This is a genomic window from Flavobacterium sp. N2820 (genome assembly GCF_025947285.1).
GTDB lineage: Bacteria > Bacteroidota > Bacteroidia > Flavobacteriales > Flavobacteriaceae > Flavobacterium.
The window spans coordinates 2,106,911-2,123,145 of the sequence record NZ_CP110008.1 but is presented as its reverse complement, the minus strand read 5'-3'; the positions used below and the strand labels follow the sequence as shown (position 1 = coordinate 2,123,145).

General features: G+C 33.4%; 12 protein-coding genes and 1 tRNA gene. 8 read left to right on the top strand and 5 right to left on the bottom strand.

Annotated elements, in window-relative coordinates; genetic code table 11:
* The first annotated feature begins 39 nt into the window (after positions 1-39).
* Positions 40-2,940, top strand: coding sequence for an alpha-amylase family glycosyl hydrolase (locus tag OLM52_RS10145; RefSeq protein ID WP_264548394.1), 2,901 nt, complete (start codon positions 40-42; stop codon positions 2,938-2,940).
* 99 nt (positions 2,941-3,039) lie between these two features.
* Here the strand turns inward: OLM52_RS10145 and OLM52_RS10140 are convergent.
* Positions 3,040-3,121 (bottom strand) — tRNA-Leu (locus tag OLM52_RS10140).
* A 109-nt stretch (positions 3,122-3,230) separates the two neighbouring features.
* Between OLM52_RS10140 and OLM52_RS10135 the strand changes: the two genes are divergently transcribed.
* Both OLM52_RS10135 and OLM52_RS10130 read left to right on the top strand, forming a co-directional pair.
* Entirely contained in the window at positions 3,231-7,880 is a 4,650-nt protein-coding gene (locus OLM52_RS10135) for a S8 family serine peptidase (RefSeq protein ID WP_264548393.1), read from the top strand.
* Between the two features lie 115 nt (positions 7,881-7,995).
* A complete protein-coding gene (locus tag OLM52_RS10130) occupies positions 7,996-9,384 on the top strand; it encodes a dipeptidase (RefSeq protein ID WP_264548392.1) in 1,389 nt (462 codons plus the stop codon).
* A 58-nt stretch (positions 9,385-9,442) separates the two neighbouring features.
* Here OLM52_RS10130 and OLM52_RS10125 read toward each other — a convergent pair whose 3' ends face one another.
* Complete coding sequence (locus OLM52_RS10125) at positions 9,443-9,874, bottom strand: TerB family tellurite resistance protein (RefSeq protein ID WP_264548391.1); 432 nt, start codon at positions 9,872-9,874, stop codon at positions 9,443-9,445.
* A 137-nt stretch (positions 9,875-10,011) separates the two neighbouring features.
* Between OLM52_RS10125 and OLM52_RS10120 the strand changes: the two genes are divergently transcribed.
* Genes OLM52_RS10120 through OLM52_RS10110 form a run of 3 tightly spaced genes read left to right on the top strand, consistent with a single transcriptional unit; the run spans position 10,012 to position 12,606 of the window.
* Positions 10,012-10,605 (top strand): HupE/UreJ family protein, encoded by a 594-nt coding sequence (locus tag OLM52_RS10120; RefSeq protein ID WP_264548390.1) that lies wholly within the window; start codon positions 10,012-10,014, stop codon positions 10,603-10,605.
* Positions 10,605-11,033: a deoxycytidylate deaminase gene (locus tag OLM52_RS10115; RefSeq protein WP_264548389.1), complete on the top strand. Its 429-nt coding sequence runs from the start codon at positions 10,605-10,607 to the stop codon at positions 11,031-11,033. The genes OLM52_RS10120 and OLM52_RS10115 overlap by 1 nt, the downstream gene beginning before the upstream one ends.
* Before the next feature lies 1 nt (position 11,034).
* The gene (locus OLM52_RS10110; protein WP_264548388.1) at positions 11,035-12,606 is read left to right on the top strand and encodes a S41 family peptidase; all 1,572 of its coding nucleotides are present in this window, start codon (positions 11,035-11,037) and stop codon (positions 12,604-12,606) included.
* Here OLM52_RS10110 and OLM52_RS10105 read toward each other — a convergent pair whose 3' ends face one another.
* The 3 genes from OLM52_RS10105 to OLM52_RS10095 are packed head-to-tail and all read right to left on the bottom strand — an operon-like array spanning position 12,607 to position 14,008.
* The gene (locus OLM52_RS10105; protein ID WP_264548387.1) at positions 12,607-13,215 is read right to left on the bottom strand and encodes an FAD-dependent oxidoreductase; all 609 of its coding nucleotides are present in this window, start codon (positions 13,213-13,215) and stop codon (positions 12,607-12,609) included. It abuts the gene before it with no gap.
* A 2-nt stretch (positions 13,216-13,217) separates the two neighbouring features.
* Entirely contained in the window at positions 13,218-13,415 is a 198-nt protein-coding gene (locus OLM52_RS10100) for a hypothetical protein (RefSeq protein ID WP_264548386.1), read from the bottom strand.
* A gap of 11 nt (positions 13,416-13,426) precedes the next feature.
* Positions 13,427-14,008, bottom strand: a complete 582-nt coding sequence (locus tag OLM52_RS10095; RefSeq protein ID WP_264548385.1) for a MarC family protein — start codon at positions 14,006-14,008, stop codon at positions 13,427-13,429.
* A gap of 314 nt (positions 14,009-14,322) precedes the next feature.
* On the opposite strand from OLM52_RS10095, the gene OLM52_RS10090 reads away from it, so the two are divergent.
* Together OLM52_RS10090 and OLM52_RS10085 are read left to right on the top strand one after the other, a co-directional pair.
* A complete protein-coding gene (locus tag OLM52_RS10090) occupies positions 14,323-14,889 on the top strand; it encodes a DUF3109 family protein (RefSeq protein WP_264548384.1) in 567 nt (188 codons plus the stop codon).
* 266 nt (positions 14,890-15,155) lie between these two features.
* Entirely contained in the window at positions 15,156-16,133 is a 978-nt protein-coding gene (locus tag OLM52_RS10085) for a ribonucleotide-diphosphate reductase subunit beta (RefSeq protein ID WP_264548383.1), read from the top strand.
* Positions 16,134-16,235 lie beyond the last annotated feature (102 nt).

The window sequence follows — 16,235 nt, the reverse complement described above, 5'->3', positions numbered from 1 at the left end:
GTCTATGTAATAGACAACCCTTTATTAATATCAAATGCTATGAAAAAAACCCTACTATATATTTTAATTTTTATTTCAAGTTGTGTAACTCAAGCACAAGTAACCATTACACCAAGTAGTTTTAATGTTGGCGATCCAATCACTATTACCGTTTCAACAGCAGCCCAATCTTGTAATTTAATAGGAACATCTCCAACAAAAGTGTATATGCACGCAGGAATTGGAGATGACTCTAATGCATTCGGTTTTGGAGTTGTTGGAAATTGGGGTCAAGATGACAGTGTGGGTTTAATGACCAATAATGGGAATGGTACTTGGAGTATAACTTTAACACCAAGTGTTTACTTTGGATTAAATGCAACTCAACAGGCAAATGCCACCAAACTTGGAATGGTTTTTAGAAATGCTAACGGAAGTCAAACTTTAAAGTTACCACCATCTTGTGGAGATTTTATTTTTAATGTTGGTACTTTTCAAGTTAATCTAACTAGTCCAGCTAATAATAGTGCAACTATCATGAATGCTGGAGGTAATTTAACTATTTCTGCAACAAATACAGGAGGAAGTGCAGTTTACAATTTGAAGGCTAATGGCATTAGTATCAATACGAATACTACCTCAAATTATTCTTTTAATCATACAAACATAACAGCTAACACAAGTTATGAGTTAGAAGTAACATTAGGAGGTTCAACAATCACAAGGAGATTCTCTGTAATCGTTAATCCTGCAGTAGTTAGTCAGGCAATTCCAGTAGGTCTGGAAAATGGAATTAATTATAATTCTTCAGATAATACAAAGGCGACTTTAGTTTTAGAAGCACCAGGAAAAGACTTTGTTTATGTTGCTGGAAGTTTCAATAACTGGAACCCAGACAGCAATTATTCTATGAAAAAAGATCCTTCAAACGGAAAATTTTGGTTAGAACTCACAGGTTTAACCGCTGGAGTAAATTATTCATATCAATATTGGGTTGTAGATCAAACACCAATTGCAAATTCACCTGCTTTAGTCAAAACAGCAGATCCTTGTTCTACCACTGTGTTGTCTTTTTATGATGACCAATGGATACCTAGTACTACTTATCCTAATTTACCAGCTTTTCCAACTACCTCAGCGCAAGAAAGAGAAGTTACATTATTAAAAACGGGACAAGCACCATACAATTGGGTTTCAACAAGTTTTACAAAACCAAATAAAGATAAGTTAGTAATTTATGAATTATTGATTCGTGACTTTGATGCAAACCGAAATTACCAAGATGTCATAAATCGCATTCAGTATTTTAAAGATTTAGGAATTAACGCTATTCAATTAATGCCAATTATGGAGTTTGAAGGGAATGAAAGTTGGGGATATAATACCGCTTTTCATATGGCCTTAGACAAATTCTATGGAACTCCAGAAAAATTTAAAGAGTTGGTAGATGTCTGTCATCAAAATGGAATTGCAGTAATATTAGATATCGCTTTTAATCACGCTTTCGGAAGAAATCCATTGATAAGAATGTGGATGAACGATCCTGAAGGTGACGGCTGGGGAAGCCCTAGTGTAGAAAATCCATATTTTAATACAACAGCAAGACACAGTTATAGTGTTGGGGATGATTTTAATCATTCTTCTACTTTAACTAGAAATTATGTCAAACAAACCATTAAACATTGGATAACAGAATATAAAATTGATGGTTTTAGATGGGATTTGACCAAAGGATTTACTCAAAATTGTTCTGCAGGAGATGATGGTTGTACAAATGCATACCAACAAGACCGTATTGATGTGTTAAAAGAATATGCAGATTATTCTTGGACTTTAGACAATGATCATTATGTGATTTTTGAACATTTAGGCTCTGATGCAGAAGAACAACAATGGGCAAATTATAGAATTGGTGAAGGAAAAGGAATTATGATGTGGGGAGAAATGTTTGCACAATACAAAGAACTTGCAATGGGATTTGCTTCACAAAATATTTCAAGAATGTCGCACACAAGTCGAGGTTTTACTGGAAAAAGACTTATTGGTTATCCAGAAAGCCATGATAAAGATAGAATGATGTATGAGGCAATTACTTATGGTAATGGAGCAGGAACATTTCCTGTTAATGGAAATTTGACAAATGCGTTAAACAGAATGGGAGCAATTGGAGCAACAAGTATTTTAGTTCCTGGCCCAAAAATGATTTGGCATTTTGCGGAATTAGGAAATAACCAATCAATCTACACTTGTGATAATGGAACTGTAAATGATGAAAGCGCAACTACACCAGGGGATTGTAAATTATCTACTAAAGAACAAGTTCAATGGACACAAAATTGGTTATCTGATCCTAGAAGAACTTCTATTTTAAGTGATTGGTCAAAAATGATTAAACTTAAAACAACAGAGCCTGTGTTTATGGGAGATCACTCCATTAGCCCAGATGCAAATAATGTAAAGCAAAGAATTTATATTTATAATAATTCTTTTCCAACAACTCAATTGAGAAATGTTGTTGTACTTGCAAATTTTTCAGTGGCAAACTTAACCATAAATCCAAATTTTCCAACGGATGTTTATACTTATCCAATGACTTGGTATGATTTAATGGATAATAACACTCCAGTGGTAATAACAAGCCCAACAGCTTTAATAACTGTAAATTCAGGAAGATTTAGAGTGTTTGGTAACCAGCCATCATCTACATTAAGCAATGCTGATTTTGACACAAGTTCAAAGGAAATTTTGATTTACCCAAATCCTGCAAAAACTAGTTTTTCAATTTCTAAAGAGGCTAATCTAATTGAAATTTACACGCTTACAGGGCAATTGGTAAACGCTGTTGAAAAAATTCAAATTGATCAACAGGTAAATATTGACAATTTACAAACAGGAATTTATATTATAAAAATAGTTGATTATAACGGTCTAAGCCAAACAAAGAAATTAATAAAAGAATAAATTTATCGTTAGTTAAAAAAAAATCCGATTGAGTTTTTCAATCGGATTTTTTGCGTTTTAAAAATAAAAAAAACTCCAACAAATTGCTGGAGTTTTATGTGCGGGTAAAAGGACTCGAACCTTCACACCTTGCGGCACCAGATCCTAAGTCTGGCGTGTCTACCAATTTCACCATACCCGCGAATATTGGATTGCAAATATATACAATCATACTTTAACAATCAAATAATTAATAAATTTTTTGTTTTACTAAAAATTATTACATTAGCATCTATAAAGCCCCTACATTTATGAAAAATTATTACATTAAATCCTTAAAAATTCCATTATTAATAGTAATTTCTGTACTTTCTTCAATTTCTTTTAGTCAAACAAAAGAGCAAATTCAACAAATTACGGCAGAATACGACTTAAAAAAAGGAGAAGAATTGTATCTCAAGGTTAAAAAAAGAGAAGAAATTCAAAAAAAAGAAGCTGAAATTTTCTCAAAACAAAACAATTTACCTCTTTTTAAAAAAAATTCTAACGGTGGTTTTGATCAGTTGATGAGAATTGAATCTGGAGTTCCAATTTATTATTCGATTGAAAATGCCGCAGCTGCAACATCATCTCGCGTTGATTTTTTACGCACTGGCGGTGGTTTAGGTTTGAATTTAACGGGAACAAGTATGGTTCCTAGAATTTGGGATGGAGGACCAATTAATGCAAATCATCAAGAGTACGTTGGAAGAGTAACTTTTGGGGACGGACAAACAGTAACAAATACCAACAGTTTCCATGCTATACATGTAACTGGAACAGTTATAGCATCGGGTGTTCAAACGAATGCCAGAGGAATGGCTAATACGGCTACCGCAAGAACCTTTGATTGGGATAATGATGAATCTGAAGCTATAGCTGAGGCAATGAATGGAATGTTGTTGTCTAATCATTCTTATGGTGTTCCAGTGGCTAGTGTTTCAGCAACACCATGGTATATTGGAGCTTATTCACAAGAAGCCTACAATTGGGATGTTATTTCATATTCTTTTCCATACTATTTACCAATAATGTCTGCAGGAAATGATGGAGCTGCAACCAATCCAAGTCCAACAACCGCTGGTTATGATAAATTAAACGGAAACAAGAATGCTAAAAATATTCTTACCATTGCAAATGCTCAAGATGCAACTGTAAATGCAACAACTGGAGCAATAACTGGTGGTGCAGCAATAAATACGTCATCTAGTCAAGGACCATCAGATGATAGAAGAATAAAACCAGATTTAACAGGTAATGGTACAGGTTTAACCTCTACAGGTAACGGAACAGGAACAGGAGGAGGAAATACAGATTATTCCTCTCTTTCAGGAACTTCTATGGCTGCTCCAAATGTAACAGGAACTTTAACGTTAATACAACAACATTATAATAACGAAAACGGGAAGTTTATGAGGGCGGCAACGCTTAAAGGGTTGGCAACGCACACGGCAACTGACAGAGGAAGACCAGGTCCTGATGCACAATATGGCTGGGGCTATTTAGATGCGAAAAGCTGTGCAGAGACAATTACAAATAACGGTTTAACTTCTTGGATTTCTGAAGAGACTTTATCTCAAGGACAAACCTTTACAATACAAGTGGTGGCAAACGGAGGCGCAATTCCTTTATTAGGTTCGATAACATGGACAGATGTCCCAGATGTAGCGAAAGTAAATTCAGGAACTCTTAATGAATCATTACCAGATTTAACAAACGATTTGGATATTAGAATAACGCAAGGCGCTAGTACTTTTTATCCGTGGAGATTGCAAAGTAATGCAACAGCTAATGCAACAAGAACCGGAGATAATGAAATTGATAATGTAGAAAGAATTAATATTGATACTCCAACCGCTGGTGCAATATATACAATTACAGTAACTCATAAAGGAACTTTAGCAGATGGACCTCAAAGATTTTCTTTAGTAGTAACTGGAATTACTTCAAATTTTTCATTCAAATCAACAGAAGACACAAAAACAATTTGTTCTAATTTAGGAAGCGAAGCATTTAATTTTGCTTTGACAAAAACGGGTGGGCCCAATGTAAATTTTACAGCACAAAACGTTCCTACTGGTGCAAATGTTATAATTACACCGAACAGCATGAGTGCTTCAGGGAATTTTACAGTTAACGTAAATAATCTAACCGCTGTTGCTGCAGGCACTTACGAAATAGAAATCGTTGGAAACAATGGTACTGAAACCGAAATCAAAAAAATAACGTTAACAGTATATCATCCAAATTTTTCTGCATATCCACAAATCTCAAATACTCCTTTAGATGGTGCAACAGGTGTTTCAACTTCACCTACTTTTTCATGGGATGCAAATCAAAATGCAGAAACATATAATTTACAAATAGCTACAGATCCCGGTTTTATGACAATTATGAGCAACACCATAGAAACCCTTACAAGTAGAACTATTGGAGGGTTATTATCGGAAACTGTGTACTATTGGAGGGTAATTCCTTTAAATAGATGTGGGGCTGGAAATGCCTCGGAAGTTAAATCTTTTCAAACAGGAATTCTAGACTGCTCATATTCCTATACACAAGGAACAAATGTTGCTATTAATAATACAGTTGATAATTCGGGAGCATTAGCATTAGGTGCTGGATGGAGTGTTTCTACTTTAAATGTACCTGATAATTTTACTATTGGAGATGTAAACTTAGAGTTATTGTTACAACATACTTACATTCAAGACATGACAATCTATCTTGAGGCACCCGATTTTACCTTCACAGTTTTAGCACAAGAAGTTTGTGGAAATAATGATAATATAAACGCAACATTTATTGACTCTGGAATTGCTCCTAATTGTACCGCAGCTGTTCCCGCACTCACAGGAGATGTCTTGCCACAACAACCGTTTACCACTTATCAAAATTTAAATTCAAATGGTACTTGGACATTATATGTTAATGATGCTTATAACGGTGATAATGGAACAATAGATAGCTGGACTTTAAATTTTTGTGCTTTAGCGCCTATTACAAATGTTCCTTCACTTACTAAAAGCACAATAACTACGTTAATTAATACAACATATTCTGTTTCAAATGTTGACCTTGAAGCAACTACAATAAGCCAACCTGCAATGGATCAGGTATATACATTGGTTTCTCCTCCTAGTGTTGGAAATTTAAGGTTAAATACAACTAATTTAACTGTCGGAAGTACCTTTACACAAAATGATATAAACACGGGATTACTAAATTATATAAATTCAGAAAGCTCAGCATCAACTACTTCATTCAAAGTCGATATTAAAAATTCGGATAATGGTTGGTTGCCAAATGAAATAATTTCTATAAACATAGTTGAATGTGGCGATATTTCAACAACATGGGATGGTTTCTCATGGAGTAATGGAATTCCTTCAAAAGTTTCAGAGGTTATACTAAACGGAAATTTTTCTTCAGCAGCTAATTTAGAAGCTTGTTCAGTTACCATTAACAATGGTGCTAATGTCGTTTTCAATGCTGGGCATACGTTAATCGTAAATGGTAGCGTTACCGTGAACACTGGTGGAACTTTAACAATTAATAATAATGCGGCTTTTCGCCAAATCGACAATACCGCTGTGAATAGTGGAAATATCATTGTACAAAGAAATTCACATCCAATGATTCGTCAAGACTATACCGCTTGGTCATCGCCTGTTGCAGGTCAACAATTATTAGCCTTTTCTCCAAATACTGTGGCTACTAGATTTTATGAATATCTTTATACAGGAAACACCACGCCAACAGCTTATCAATCGGTTAGTCCAACAACTAATTTCTTGATTGGAAAAGGTTATATGATCCGTGTTGATAATACATGGTCATCAACCATAGCCTCAGCATATAATGGTCAATTTATAGGAATTCCAATTAACGGAATTGTGAATCAAAGTGTAGGAGTAGGATATAATTTATTAGGAAATCCATATGCTTCCCCAATTGATGCAGATGCTTTCTTGTCTGATAATGCAAGTATTGGGACACTATATTTTTGGACAAATACAACTGCTGCAAATGCGGGTACATATCCTCAAAACAACTTTGCTGCTTATACAACTTTAGGAGGAACTGCTGCTTTTGGAAGTGGTATAATTCCAAATGGAACTATTCAAACGGGACAAGGTTTTTATGTGCAGGCCAGTGTGGCAGATGCAATTGATTTTAATAATGCACAACGTGTAAATGCATCGGTAAGCACTCAGTTTTTTAGAACTACAAATCAAGTAAATTCAACCATTTCTAATGAAAAACACAGAATTTGGTTCAATTTAAACGATGCAAATACATCGTATAGTCAAATGTTGTTAGGGTACATGCAAGGCGCAACAAATGGTTTTGATAATAAGATCGATGGAAAAGTATTAGATGATACAAAATCTATACTATTCAATATTATAAATACAGATAAATTCGTGATTCAGGGAAGAAGTTTGCCGTTTACAGATACAGATGTGGTTCCTTTAGGATTAAAAGTATTAAATGCAGGCACTTACACTATTTCTGTTGAAAATGTTGACGGATTATTTACATCGCAAGATGTATTCATTAAAGATAAATACAATAACAGTGTGCACGATGTAAAGCAAACGCCATATTCGTTTTCAACACTAGAAGGAACATTTATGGACCGATTTGAAGTTGTTTACAAGAATACTTTATCAAATGAAGATTTTGAAAATCAAAACGGAATCATAGTATATTCAAATTCCAACGGAATTTCAATTTCAGCTTCAGAAAAAATTAAAGAAGTAACTGTTTTTGATGTGTTAGGTAGAGTTTTATACCACAACAGTAACATCAATGAAAAAGAATATGAAGTTTCTAAAATACCTCAAACAAATCAAGCATTACTTGTGAAAACTATATTAACAACCGGTCAAACGGAAACCAAAAAAATAGTGCTCTAATAGTGCTCTAAAGCGTATTTTATCCAAGTAAAAGCCCAGTCAAATAATGATTGGGTTTTTTTATTGAGTGAAATCTAAACATTTTTTGTATTTTTGAAATTATTCAACAAACACAATGGAAAATATAAAACAATACGTTCAAGCGAATAAAGAACGTTTTATTAATGAATTAATCGATTTATTAAAAATACCATCAGTTAGTGCAGATAGTGCTTATGCGCATGACGTAGTTTCAACGGCTGAAGCTGTAAAAGCAAGTTTGGAGAAAGCAGGTTGCGATTTCGTAGAATTGTGCGAAACACCAGGCTATCCAATTGTTTATGGTGAAAAAATAATTGATAAACATTTACCAACTGTACTAGTGTATGGTCATTATGATGTGCAACCGCCAGATCCAATGGAATTATGGACGTCTCCACCTTTTGAACCTGTGATCAAAACAACAGAAATTCATCCTGAAGGAGCAATTTTTGCGCGTGGAGCATGCGATGATAAAGGGCAGATGTATATGCATGTAAAAGCTTTTGAATACATGATTCAGAACAATTGCTTGCCATGTAATGTTAAATTCATGATTGAAGGAGAAGAAGAAGTGGGTTCAAAAAGTTTAGGTTGGTTTGTAGAACGCAATCAAGAAAAACTTGCAAACGACGTAATTTTGATTTCCGATACAGGAATGATTTCAAATCAACAGCCTTCAATCACTACAGGTCTTCGTGGGTTAAGCTATGTAGAAGTTGAGGTAACTGGCCCAAATAGAGATTTACATTCAGGATTATATGGAGGTGCTGTTGCTAATCCAATTAATGTGTTGACTAAAATGATTGCTTCGCTTCACGATGAAAATAATCACATTACGATACCTGGTTTTTATGATAAAGTAGAAGAACTTTCAACAGAAGAAAGAGCTGAAATGGCAAAAGCACCTTTTTCATTAGAAAACTATAAAAAAGCATTAGATATTGAAGATATTTATGGAGAAACAGGTTATGTAACCAACGAGCGTAATTCTATCCGTCCAACTTTAGATGTGAACGGAATTTGGGGTGGCTACACAGGTGAAGGAGCTAAAACAGTAATTGCAAGTAAAGCTTTCGCAAAAATTTCTATGCGTTTAGTGCCAAATCAAGATTGGGAAGAAATCACAGAATTGTTCAAAAAACATTTTGAAAGTATTGCGCCTAAATCGGTGAAAGTTCTAGTAAAACCACATCATGGTGGACAAGGTTATGTTACGCCAATTGATAGTGTGGGGTATAGAGCGGCTAATAAAGCGTATACTGAAACATTTGGAGTGCCAGCAATTCCTGTGCGATCAGGTGGAAGTATTCCAATTGTAGCGTTGTTTGAAAAAGAATTAAAATCAAAAACAATATTAATGGGATTTGGTTTAGATAGTGATGCTATTCACTCGCCAAATGAACATTTCGGGATATTTAATTATTTAAAAGGTATTGAAACCATTCCGTTATTCTACAAATATTTTGTAGAAATGAATAAATAAAAACAAAAAAGCACAAACTCGTCAGAATTTGTGCTTTTGTATTTTAAAACAGAATTAATTATCTGTTCATGTGTTGCATTTCGTATGTGAACGTGTCTAAATCCACATTCATATCAACTAATTTCAATGCTTTATCTACAATATAACCTACGTTTCCTGCTGTAAAACCTAAAGCTAAAGCAAAACGCATTAATAAATCTTGTTGTTTTTCTCCTAAAATAGCATCAGCATACACCATTCTTGATAAATCATACAAACGCTCTAAACGATGCGTGTGCATTAATGGTGGATTCACAGGATATTTTAAAGGATTTTCTAAAATTTCTTCATATTCCGCTTGAGAAATTTCTAATTTGATAGCTAATTTATCTAAGAATTGTCTTTCTTCTGGAGAAATTGTACCGTCTGATAAAGCAACTCTTACAATTGCTGAAAAATGACCTTTGTTTCTATTTCTAAAACCGCTATCGAATAAATCTGAAATTGACATGTTGATTGTTTTAATTTTATGCAAAATTACACAAAAAATCTATTTTTTTGAAACAATTTCACAAGCTTTTCTGAAAGAATTTATCAACTTCTAAAAATAAATTGTAAGTTTGAATTCCCCAAATAAAATGTATCATTATGTCAGAGTTTTTATTGTATTTCAATATTGGTCTCAAGCATGTTTTAGATATCAATGCTTATGATCATGTGCTTTTTTTAATCGCATTAGTTATTCCGTATGCTTTTAAAGATTGGAAAAATGTATTGGTTTTGGTTTCGCTATTCACCATCGGACACACACTTGCATTGTTGCTTTCTGTTTATGGTGTTGTGCAAATTCAAGCCAGTTTAGTGGAATTTTTAATTCCAATAACTATTTTAATCACGGCAATTTTTCATCTATTCACCGCCGGAAAATCTTCAAAAAATGAAAGCATCACTTTTGTTGCTATTGTAACATTATTTTTTGGAATTATTCATGGTCTTGGTTTTTCAAATTATTTCAAAACAATTTTACCCGGAAATGCTTCTGATAAATTATTACCGCTTTTAGAATTTGCATTAGGAATTGAAGCTGCGCAGTTAATTGTTGTGCTCGTGGTTTTAATTATTTCATACATTGTTCAAACTTTTTTCCGTTTTTCAAAAAGAGATTGGGCTTTAGTGATGTCAGCATTTATAATTGGTGTAGTTTTGCCAATGCTAATTGAAAGCGAAATTTGGAACAGATAATGAAGAAAGAAAAAAAAGAAAAATACGATAAAGCTTATTTGCGGATAGCTAAAGAATGGGGCAATTTGTCTTATTGTCAGCGAAAAAAAGTTGGCGCAATTATTGTTAAAAATAAAATGATTATTTCCGATGGATACAATGGAACACCATCTGGATTTGAAAATTGTTGCGAGGATGATGATAACGTAACAAAATGGTATGTGCTGCATGCAGAAGCGAATGCAATTTTAAAAGTAGCACGTTCAACACAATCTTGTGAAGATGCTACTTTGTATATTACGCTATCTCCTTGTAAAGATTGTAGTAAATTAATACACCAATCAGGAATCAAAAGGGTAGTATATCATAACGAATATAAAGACACTTCTGGTGTGGATTTTTTAAGAAAAGCTGGTGTTGAAGTAGAATTAATAGAAGATTTGGGTTAAAATGCGAATGAATAAAGTATATTTTCCAATTGTTATTGCAGTAGCCATTGCGATAGGGATTCTCATGGGAAGTAAACTAAATCCTTCTACCGAAAACACTTTTTTTAGTAGAAATACCAATAAAAACAAACTAAATAAGCTGATTGATTTTATCGAAAAAGAATACGTAGACAGTTTAAATACCGATTCGATTGTGGATTTAACCGTTAACGGAATTTTAGAAAAACTCGATCCACATTCGGTTTATATTCCTAAAAGCGATTTGGCTCAAGTTGAACAAAGTATGCGTGGTGATTTTGTAGGAATTGGCGTTAATTTTTATATGTATAATGATTCATTAGCTGTTATTAAGCCAATTGCTCTAGGACCATCAGAAAAAGCCGGAATTAAAGCCGGAGATCGCATCCTTTTTGCGGATAAATTGCAGTTGTACAATAAAAAAATGGAAACCGATAGCTTGTTTTCAATTTTAAAAGGAGAGCAAGGTTCATCCATCAAATTAACCGTTTTTAGAAAATCAGAAAATAAAAAATTTGCAGTAAATATTATACGCGATGTAATTCCAATCAAAAGTGTTGATGTAGCCACAATGGTTTCAAAAACAGCGGGTTATATTAAGATTAATCGCTTTGCAGAAACTACTTATGATGAGTTTTTTAAAGGTTTAACCCAATTGAAAAAGCAAGGAGCCAATGAAATTATTATCGATTTACGAGACAATGGTGGTGGTTACTTAGAATCAGCTGTTGCTATTGCAGATGAATTCTTAAAAAACAAAGAACTTATCGTTAAAACTAAAAATAAAAAAGGGAAAATCGACACCACATTTGCTACTGAAAAAGGAATTTTTGAAAACGGAAAAGTAACTATTTTAATCAACGAAAATAGTGCCTCAGCAAGTGAAATTTTAGCGGGAGCCATTCAAGATAATGATAGAGGAACCATTGTTGGAAGACGCTCTTTTGGAAAGGGTTTGGTGCAACGTGAAATGCCTTTGGGAGACGGATCTGCAGTGCGATTAACGGTTGCAAGATATTACACACCTTCTGGGCGTTCCATTCAAAAACCTTACGATGACAAAGGCGAAAACTATTTTAATGAATTTGAAAAACGTTTTGAAAGTGGCGAATTATACGAACAAGATAAAACCAAAATCGCAGACAGTTTAAAATTTAAAACTAAGAAAGGAAGAATAGTTTATGGCGGTGGCGGTATTATTCCAGATGTTTTTGTGCCATTTGAAAGTATACATGGTGAAGAAGCGTCTACTTTGTTTATGCAATCTGGATTAGTGAATTATTTCGTGTTTGAACAATTGGATAAAAACCGTAAAAAGTTTGAAAAAATCACTCCAGCTGAATTAGAAAAGGAAATCAAAACCAATCCATATTATTTTTCTGAATTTAAAAAACACCTTTCGCAAACAGGATTGTTTTTTAATTTAGATGCACAAAAAGAAAAGACTATACATTATTTACATGCCGAGTTCGTACATCAATTATTCAGCGAAAAGCAATATTATGATGTTTTATTGAAGAATGATGGAATGTTAAAAAAGGCACTAAATAAATAATTATTTCCCTAGAGCATCATGAACCATTGAATGATTTCCATTATTCCATAAGGTTAAAATATCGGTTGCAACCGCAGCACCACTTCCTGCAGCTATAGATAATTGACTTCGATGTCCAGCTAAAACACCAGCTACATAAATTCCTTCTGTAACTAAATGATCGTCATTTTTGAGTTGAATTCTGTTTTTAACAGCAGGCATTTTCATGTGTGGCTCTACAAAATTTTCTAATCCTTCAATCGTAAAAGGATTTCCCGCACCTATCGCAATAACTACTATTTTAGCTTGATGCGAATGTTTATTGGTAGTAATAATAAAATGCCCAGCTTCGCCAGAAATTGAAAGTACTTTTTCGCCATTAATTTGCTTTACATGCGGATAGTTTTTTGATAAATGAGCCAGACTTTCTTCTAATAGTTCGCTTCCTAATTTCCCTGCAGGAATTCCATAAGCATTGTTGAAAATAGCGTTTTGCAAAGAAGATGCTTTTTGATGTGCTACAATTGCTATTTTCTTATCGTTTGCAAAAGGTTTGTTTTGTGCAGAACCTAATACCATTGCACAAGAAACTCCGGAAACTCCAGCGCCAATGATTAAAACATCAAGCATAATTATTCGTTAGTTTTATCAACAATCATTTTTGAAAAACGCAATAATAAAAGTAATAAAATAGCGCAAATTCCAGCAATTATACCAATAAATGCAACGGTGCTTTCCCCTTCAAACGGATTTGAAAAATCAATTTGTAAGATGTTAAAAACAATTAATCCTAAAGCAATAGCAATAGCTATGTAAGTAAAAATTTTCATGTATATATATTCTAAATAAATAATCCTTTAACATTCGCGGCAAAAAGTTTTACAGCAATCGCAAGTAAAATTACACCAAATATTTTACGAATTACGCCTAATCCGTTATTTCCTAATAAACGTTCAATTTTTCCTGATGACTTCAAAACACCATATACCAATATTACATTAATTAAAATAGCGATAATAATATTTATTTTGTCATAAACGGCTCGTAATGATAGTATTGTAGTCATGGTTCCTGCACCTGCAATTAGTGGAAATGCAATCGGAACAATCGAAGCCGTACTTGGATTGTCTTCTTTATACAATTGAATTCCTAAAATCATTTCTAAAGCCAAAAAGAACAATACAAACGAACCCGCCACAGCAAACGAATTGGCATCAATTCCAATTAATTTTAATATTTCTTCGCCCACAAACAGAAAAGCTATCATAATAACAGCAGCAACAATAGTAGCTTTTTCCGATTGAATATGTCCCATTTTACTGCGTAAGTCAACAATAATTGGAATACTTCCTACAATATCAATTACTGCAAAAAGTATCATACTTATCGTAAAAATGTCTTTCCAATTGATTCCTAAATCCATAAAACGCTGAATATTTATGCAAATATAAGCATATTGAACCAACAACTTTTTTAATTTAACGATACATTATCAATTGCAAGAGTAAAAATCAAGGACAAGTTCAAGTAGTTAGAAGATTTAAACGCTAAGTCGCAAAAGTTTTTCGCAAAGAGCGCAAAGAATAAAGTAAAACCTCTCTGTAGCTCTATTCGATACAATTAAAATCTGTCACCATCAGTATAATCCGGTTCATCCGCGTTCCAATTTTCAAATTCCAACTTTTTTCTAACTTCTGAATTCAAAATCGTATCTTTGTACATTAAAATAAATCCAAAATGTTTCAGCTCAATAAAACCATCGTTTCCGAAGAAATCTTAGAAAAAGAATTCGTTTGTAATCTATCAGCTTGTCAAGGAGCTTGTTGTGTAGATGGAGATGCTGGTGCGCCTTTAGATGAAGCAGAAACAAAAATTTTAGCTGAAATTTACCCAAAAGTTAAAGCATTTCTTCGCCCTGAAGGAATAAAAGCCATAGAAGAACAAGGGACTCACGTAACTTCAGATTTTGGAGAATTAGAAACACCTTTAATAGATGGAAAAGATTGCGCTTACGTAATTTTCGACGGAAAAACGGCACTTTGCGGAATTGAACAAGCTTATAATGAAGGAATTGTGGATTGGAAAAAACCAGTTTCGTGTCATTTATATCCCATTCGCGTAAAAGAGTATTCTGACTTCTCTGCCGTTAATTATCACAAATGGCACATTTGTTCTGACGCATGTGCTTTAGGTGAAGAATTAGGAGTTCCGGTGTATCAATTTGTCAAAGAAGCACTAATTAGAAAATTTGGACAACAATGGTACGAGGAATTAGAAAAAGTAGCAAAAGAGTTGAAAAAATAACTGTTTTTTTTAAGCCATAAATCGATGTGAAGAGCTGGTTTATCAGTTGCTTACATGATTTTAACTTTTGTTTTACTTGTTTTTAAGTAATTGATAATCAGTAAATTAAAAACCTATATTAATTTACTGACAAAAATCATCTTTGTTAAAAACTTACTCCAATTGTGAATAAGTTTGCCTTTCATTTTTCATTTCAAATGACAAACTTTGTAAACCCCAAATAAGTCAATTTAACCAATCGTTAACCATATAAAAATTAAATAACTATGTCAGTAGTGGAACCAATTTTACAAGAAAATAAAGATCGATTTGTAATTTTTCCTATCAAACACCAAGATATTTGGGAATGGTACAAAAAACAAGAAGCTTGTATTTGGACAGCAGAAGAAATTGATTTGCATACAGATTTGAATGATTGGAACAATAAATTAAGTGAAGACGAAAAATATTTTATTAAGCATATTTTAGCTTTTTTCGCTGCTTCTGACGGAATCGTAAATGAAAACTTGGCTGAAAATTTTGTTAGTGAAGTACAATATCCAGAAGCTAAATTTTTCTACGGATTTCAATTAATGATGGAAAATATCCACAGTGAAACTTATTCGTTGTTGATTGATACTTATGTGAAAGATGAAGCGGAAAAACACCAATTGTTTCATGCTATTGAAACGTTTCCAGCGATTAAAGAAAAAGCTGAATGGGCATTGAAATGGATTGAATCGCCAAGTTTTGCTGAGCGTTTAATTGCTTTTGCTGCAGTTGAAGGAATTTTCTTTTCAGGTTCATTTTGCTCAATTTATTGGTTAAAAAAACGAGGATTAATGCCTGGGTTAACTTTCTCAAACGAATTGATTTCGCGTGACGAAGGAATGCATTGTGATTTTGCTGTGCATTTACACACACATCACATTGTCAACAAAGTGCCAAAAGCTAGAATTACAGAAATTTTGACTAACGCTTTAGATATTGAAAGAAAATTCATTACAGAATCACTTCCTGTTAGTCTAATTGGTATGAACGCTACTTTAATGACGCAATATTTAGAATTTGTAACCGATAGATTGTTAGTAGAATTAGGTTGCGAAAGAGTTTATAATTCTTCTAACCCGTTTGATTTCATGGACATGATTTCATTACAAGGGAAAACAAATTTCTTTGAAAAACGGGTAGGTGAATACCAAAAAGCAGGCGTAATGAATTCGGATTCTGAATCAAGTAAAATTAGCTTCGACGCTGATTTCTAAAAATAATAAAATATAGAGCGCTATAAAACGTCGGGAGACTCGCGCTTTAGTTCATTAAATATTAACCGAAAGCAGAGAAGGGATTGTCTGTTTTCAAAAAAC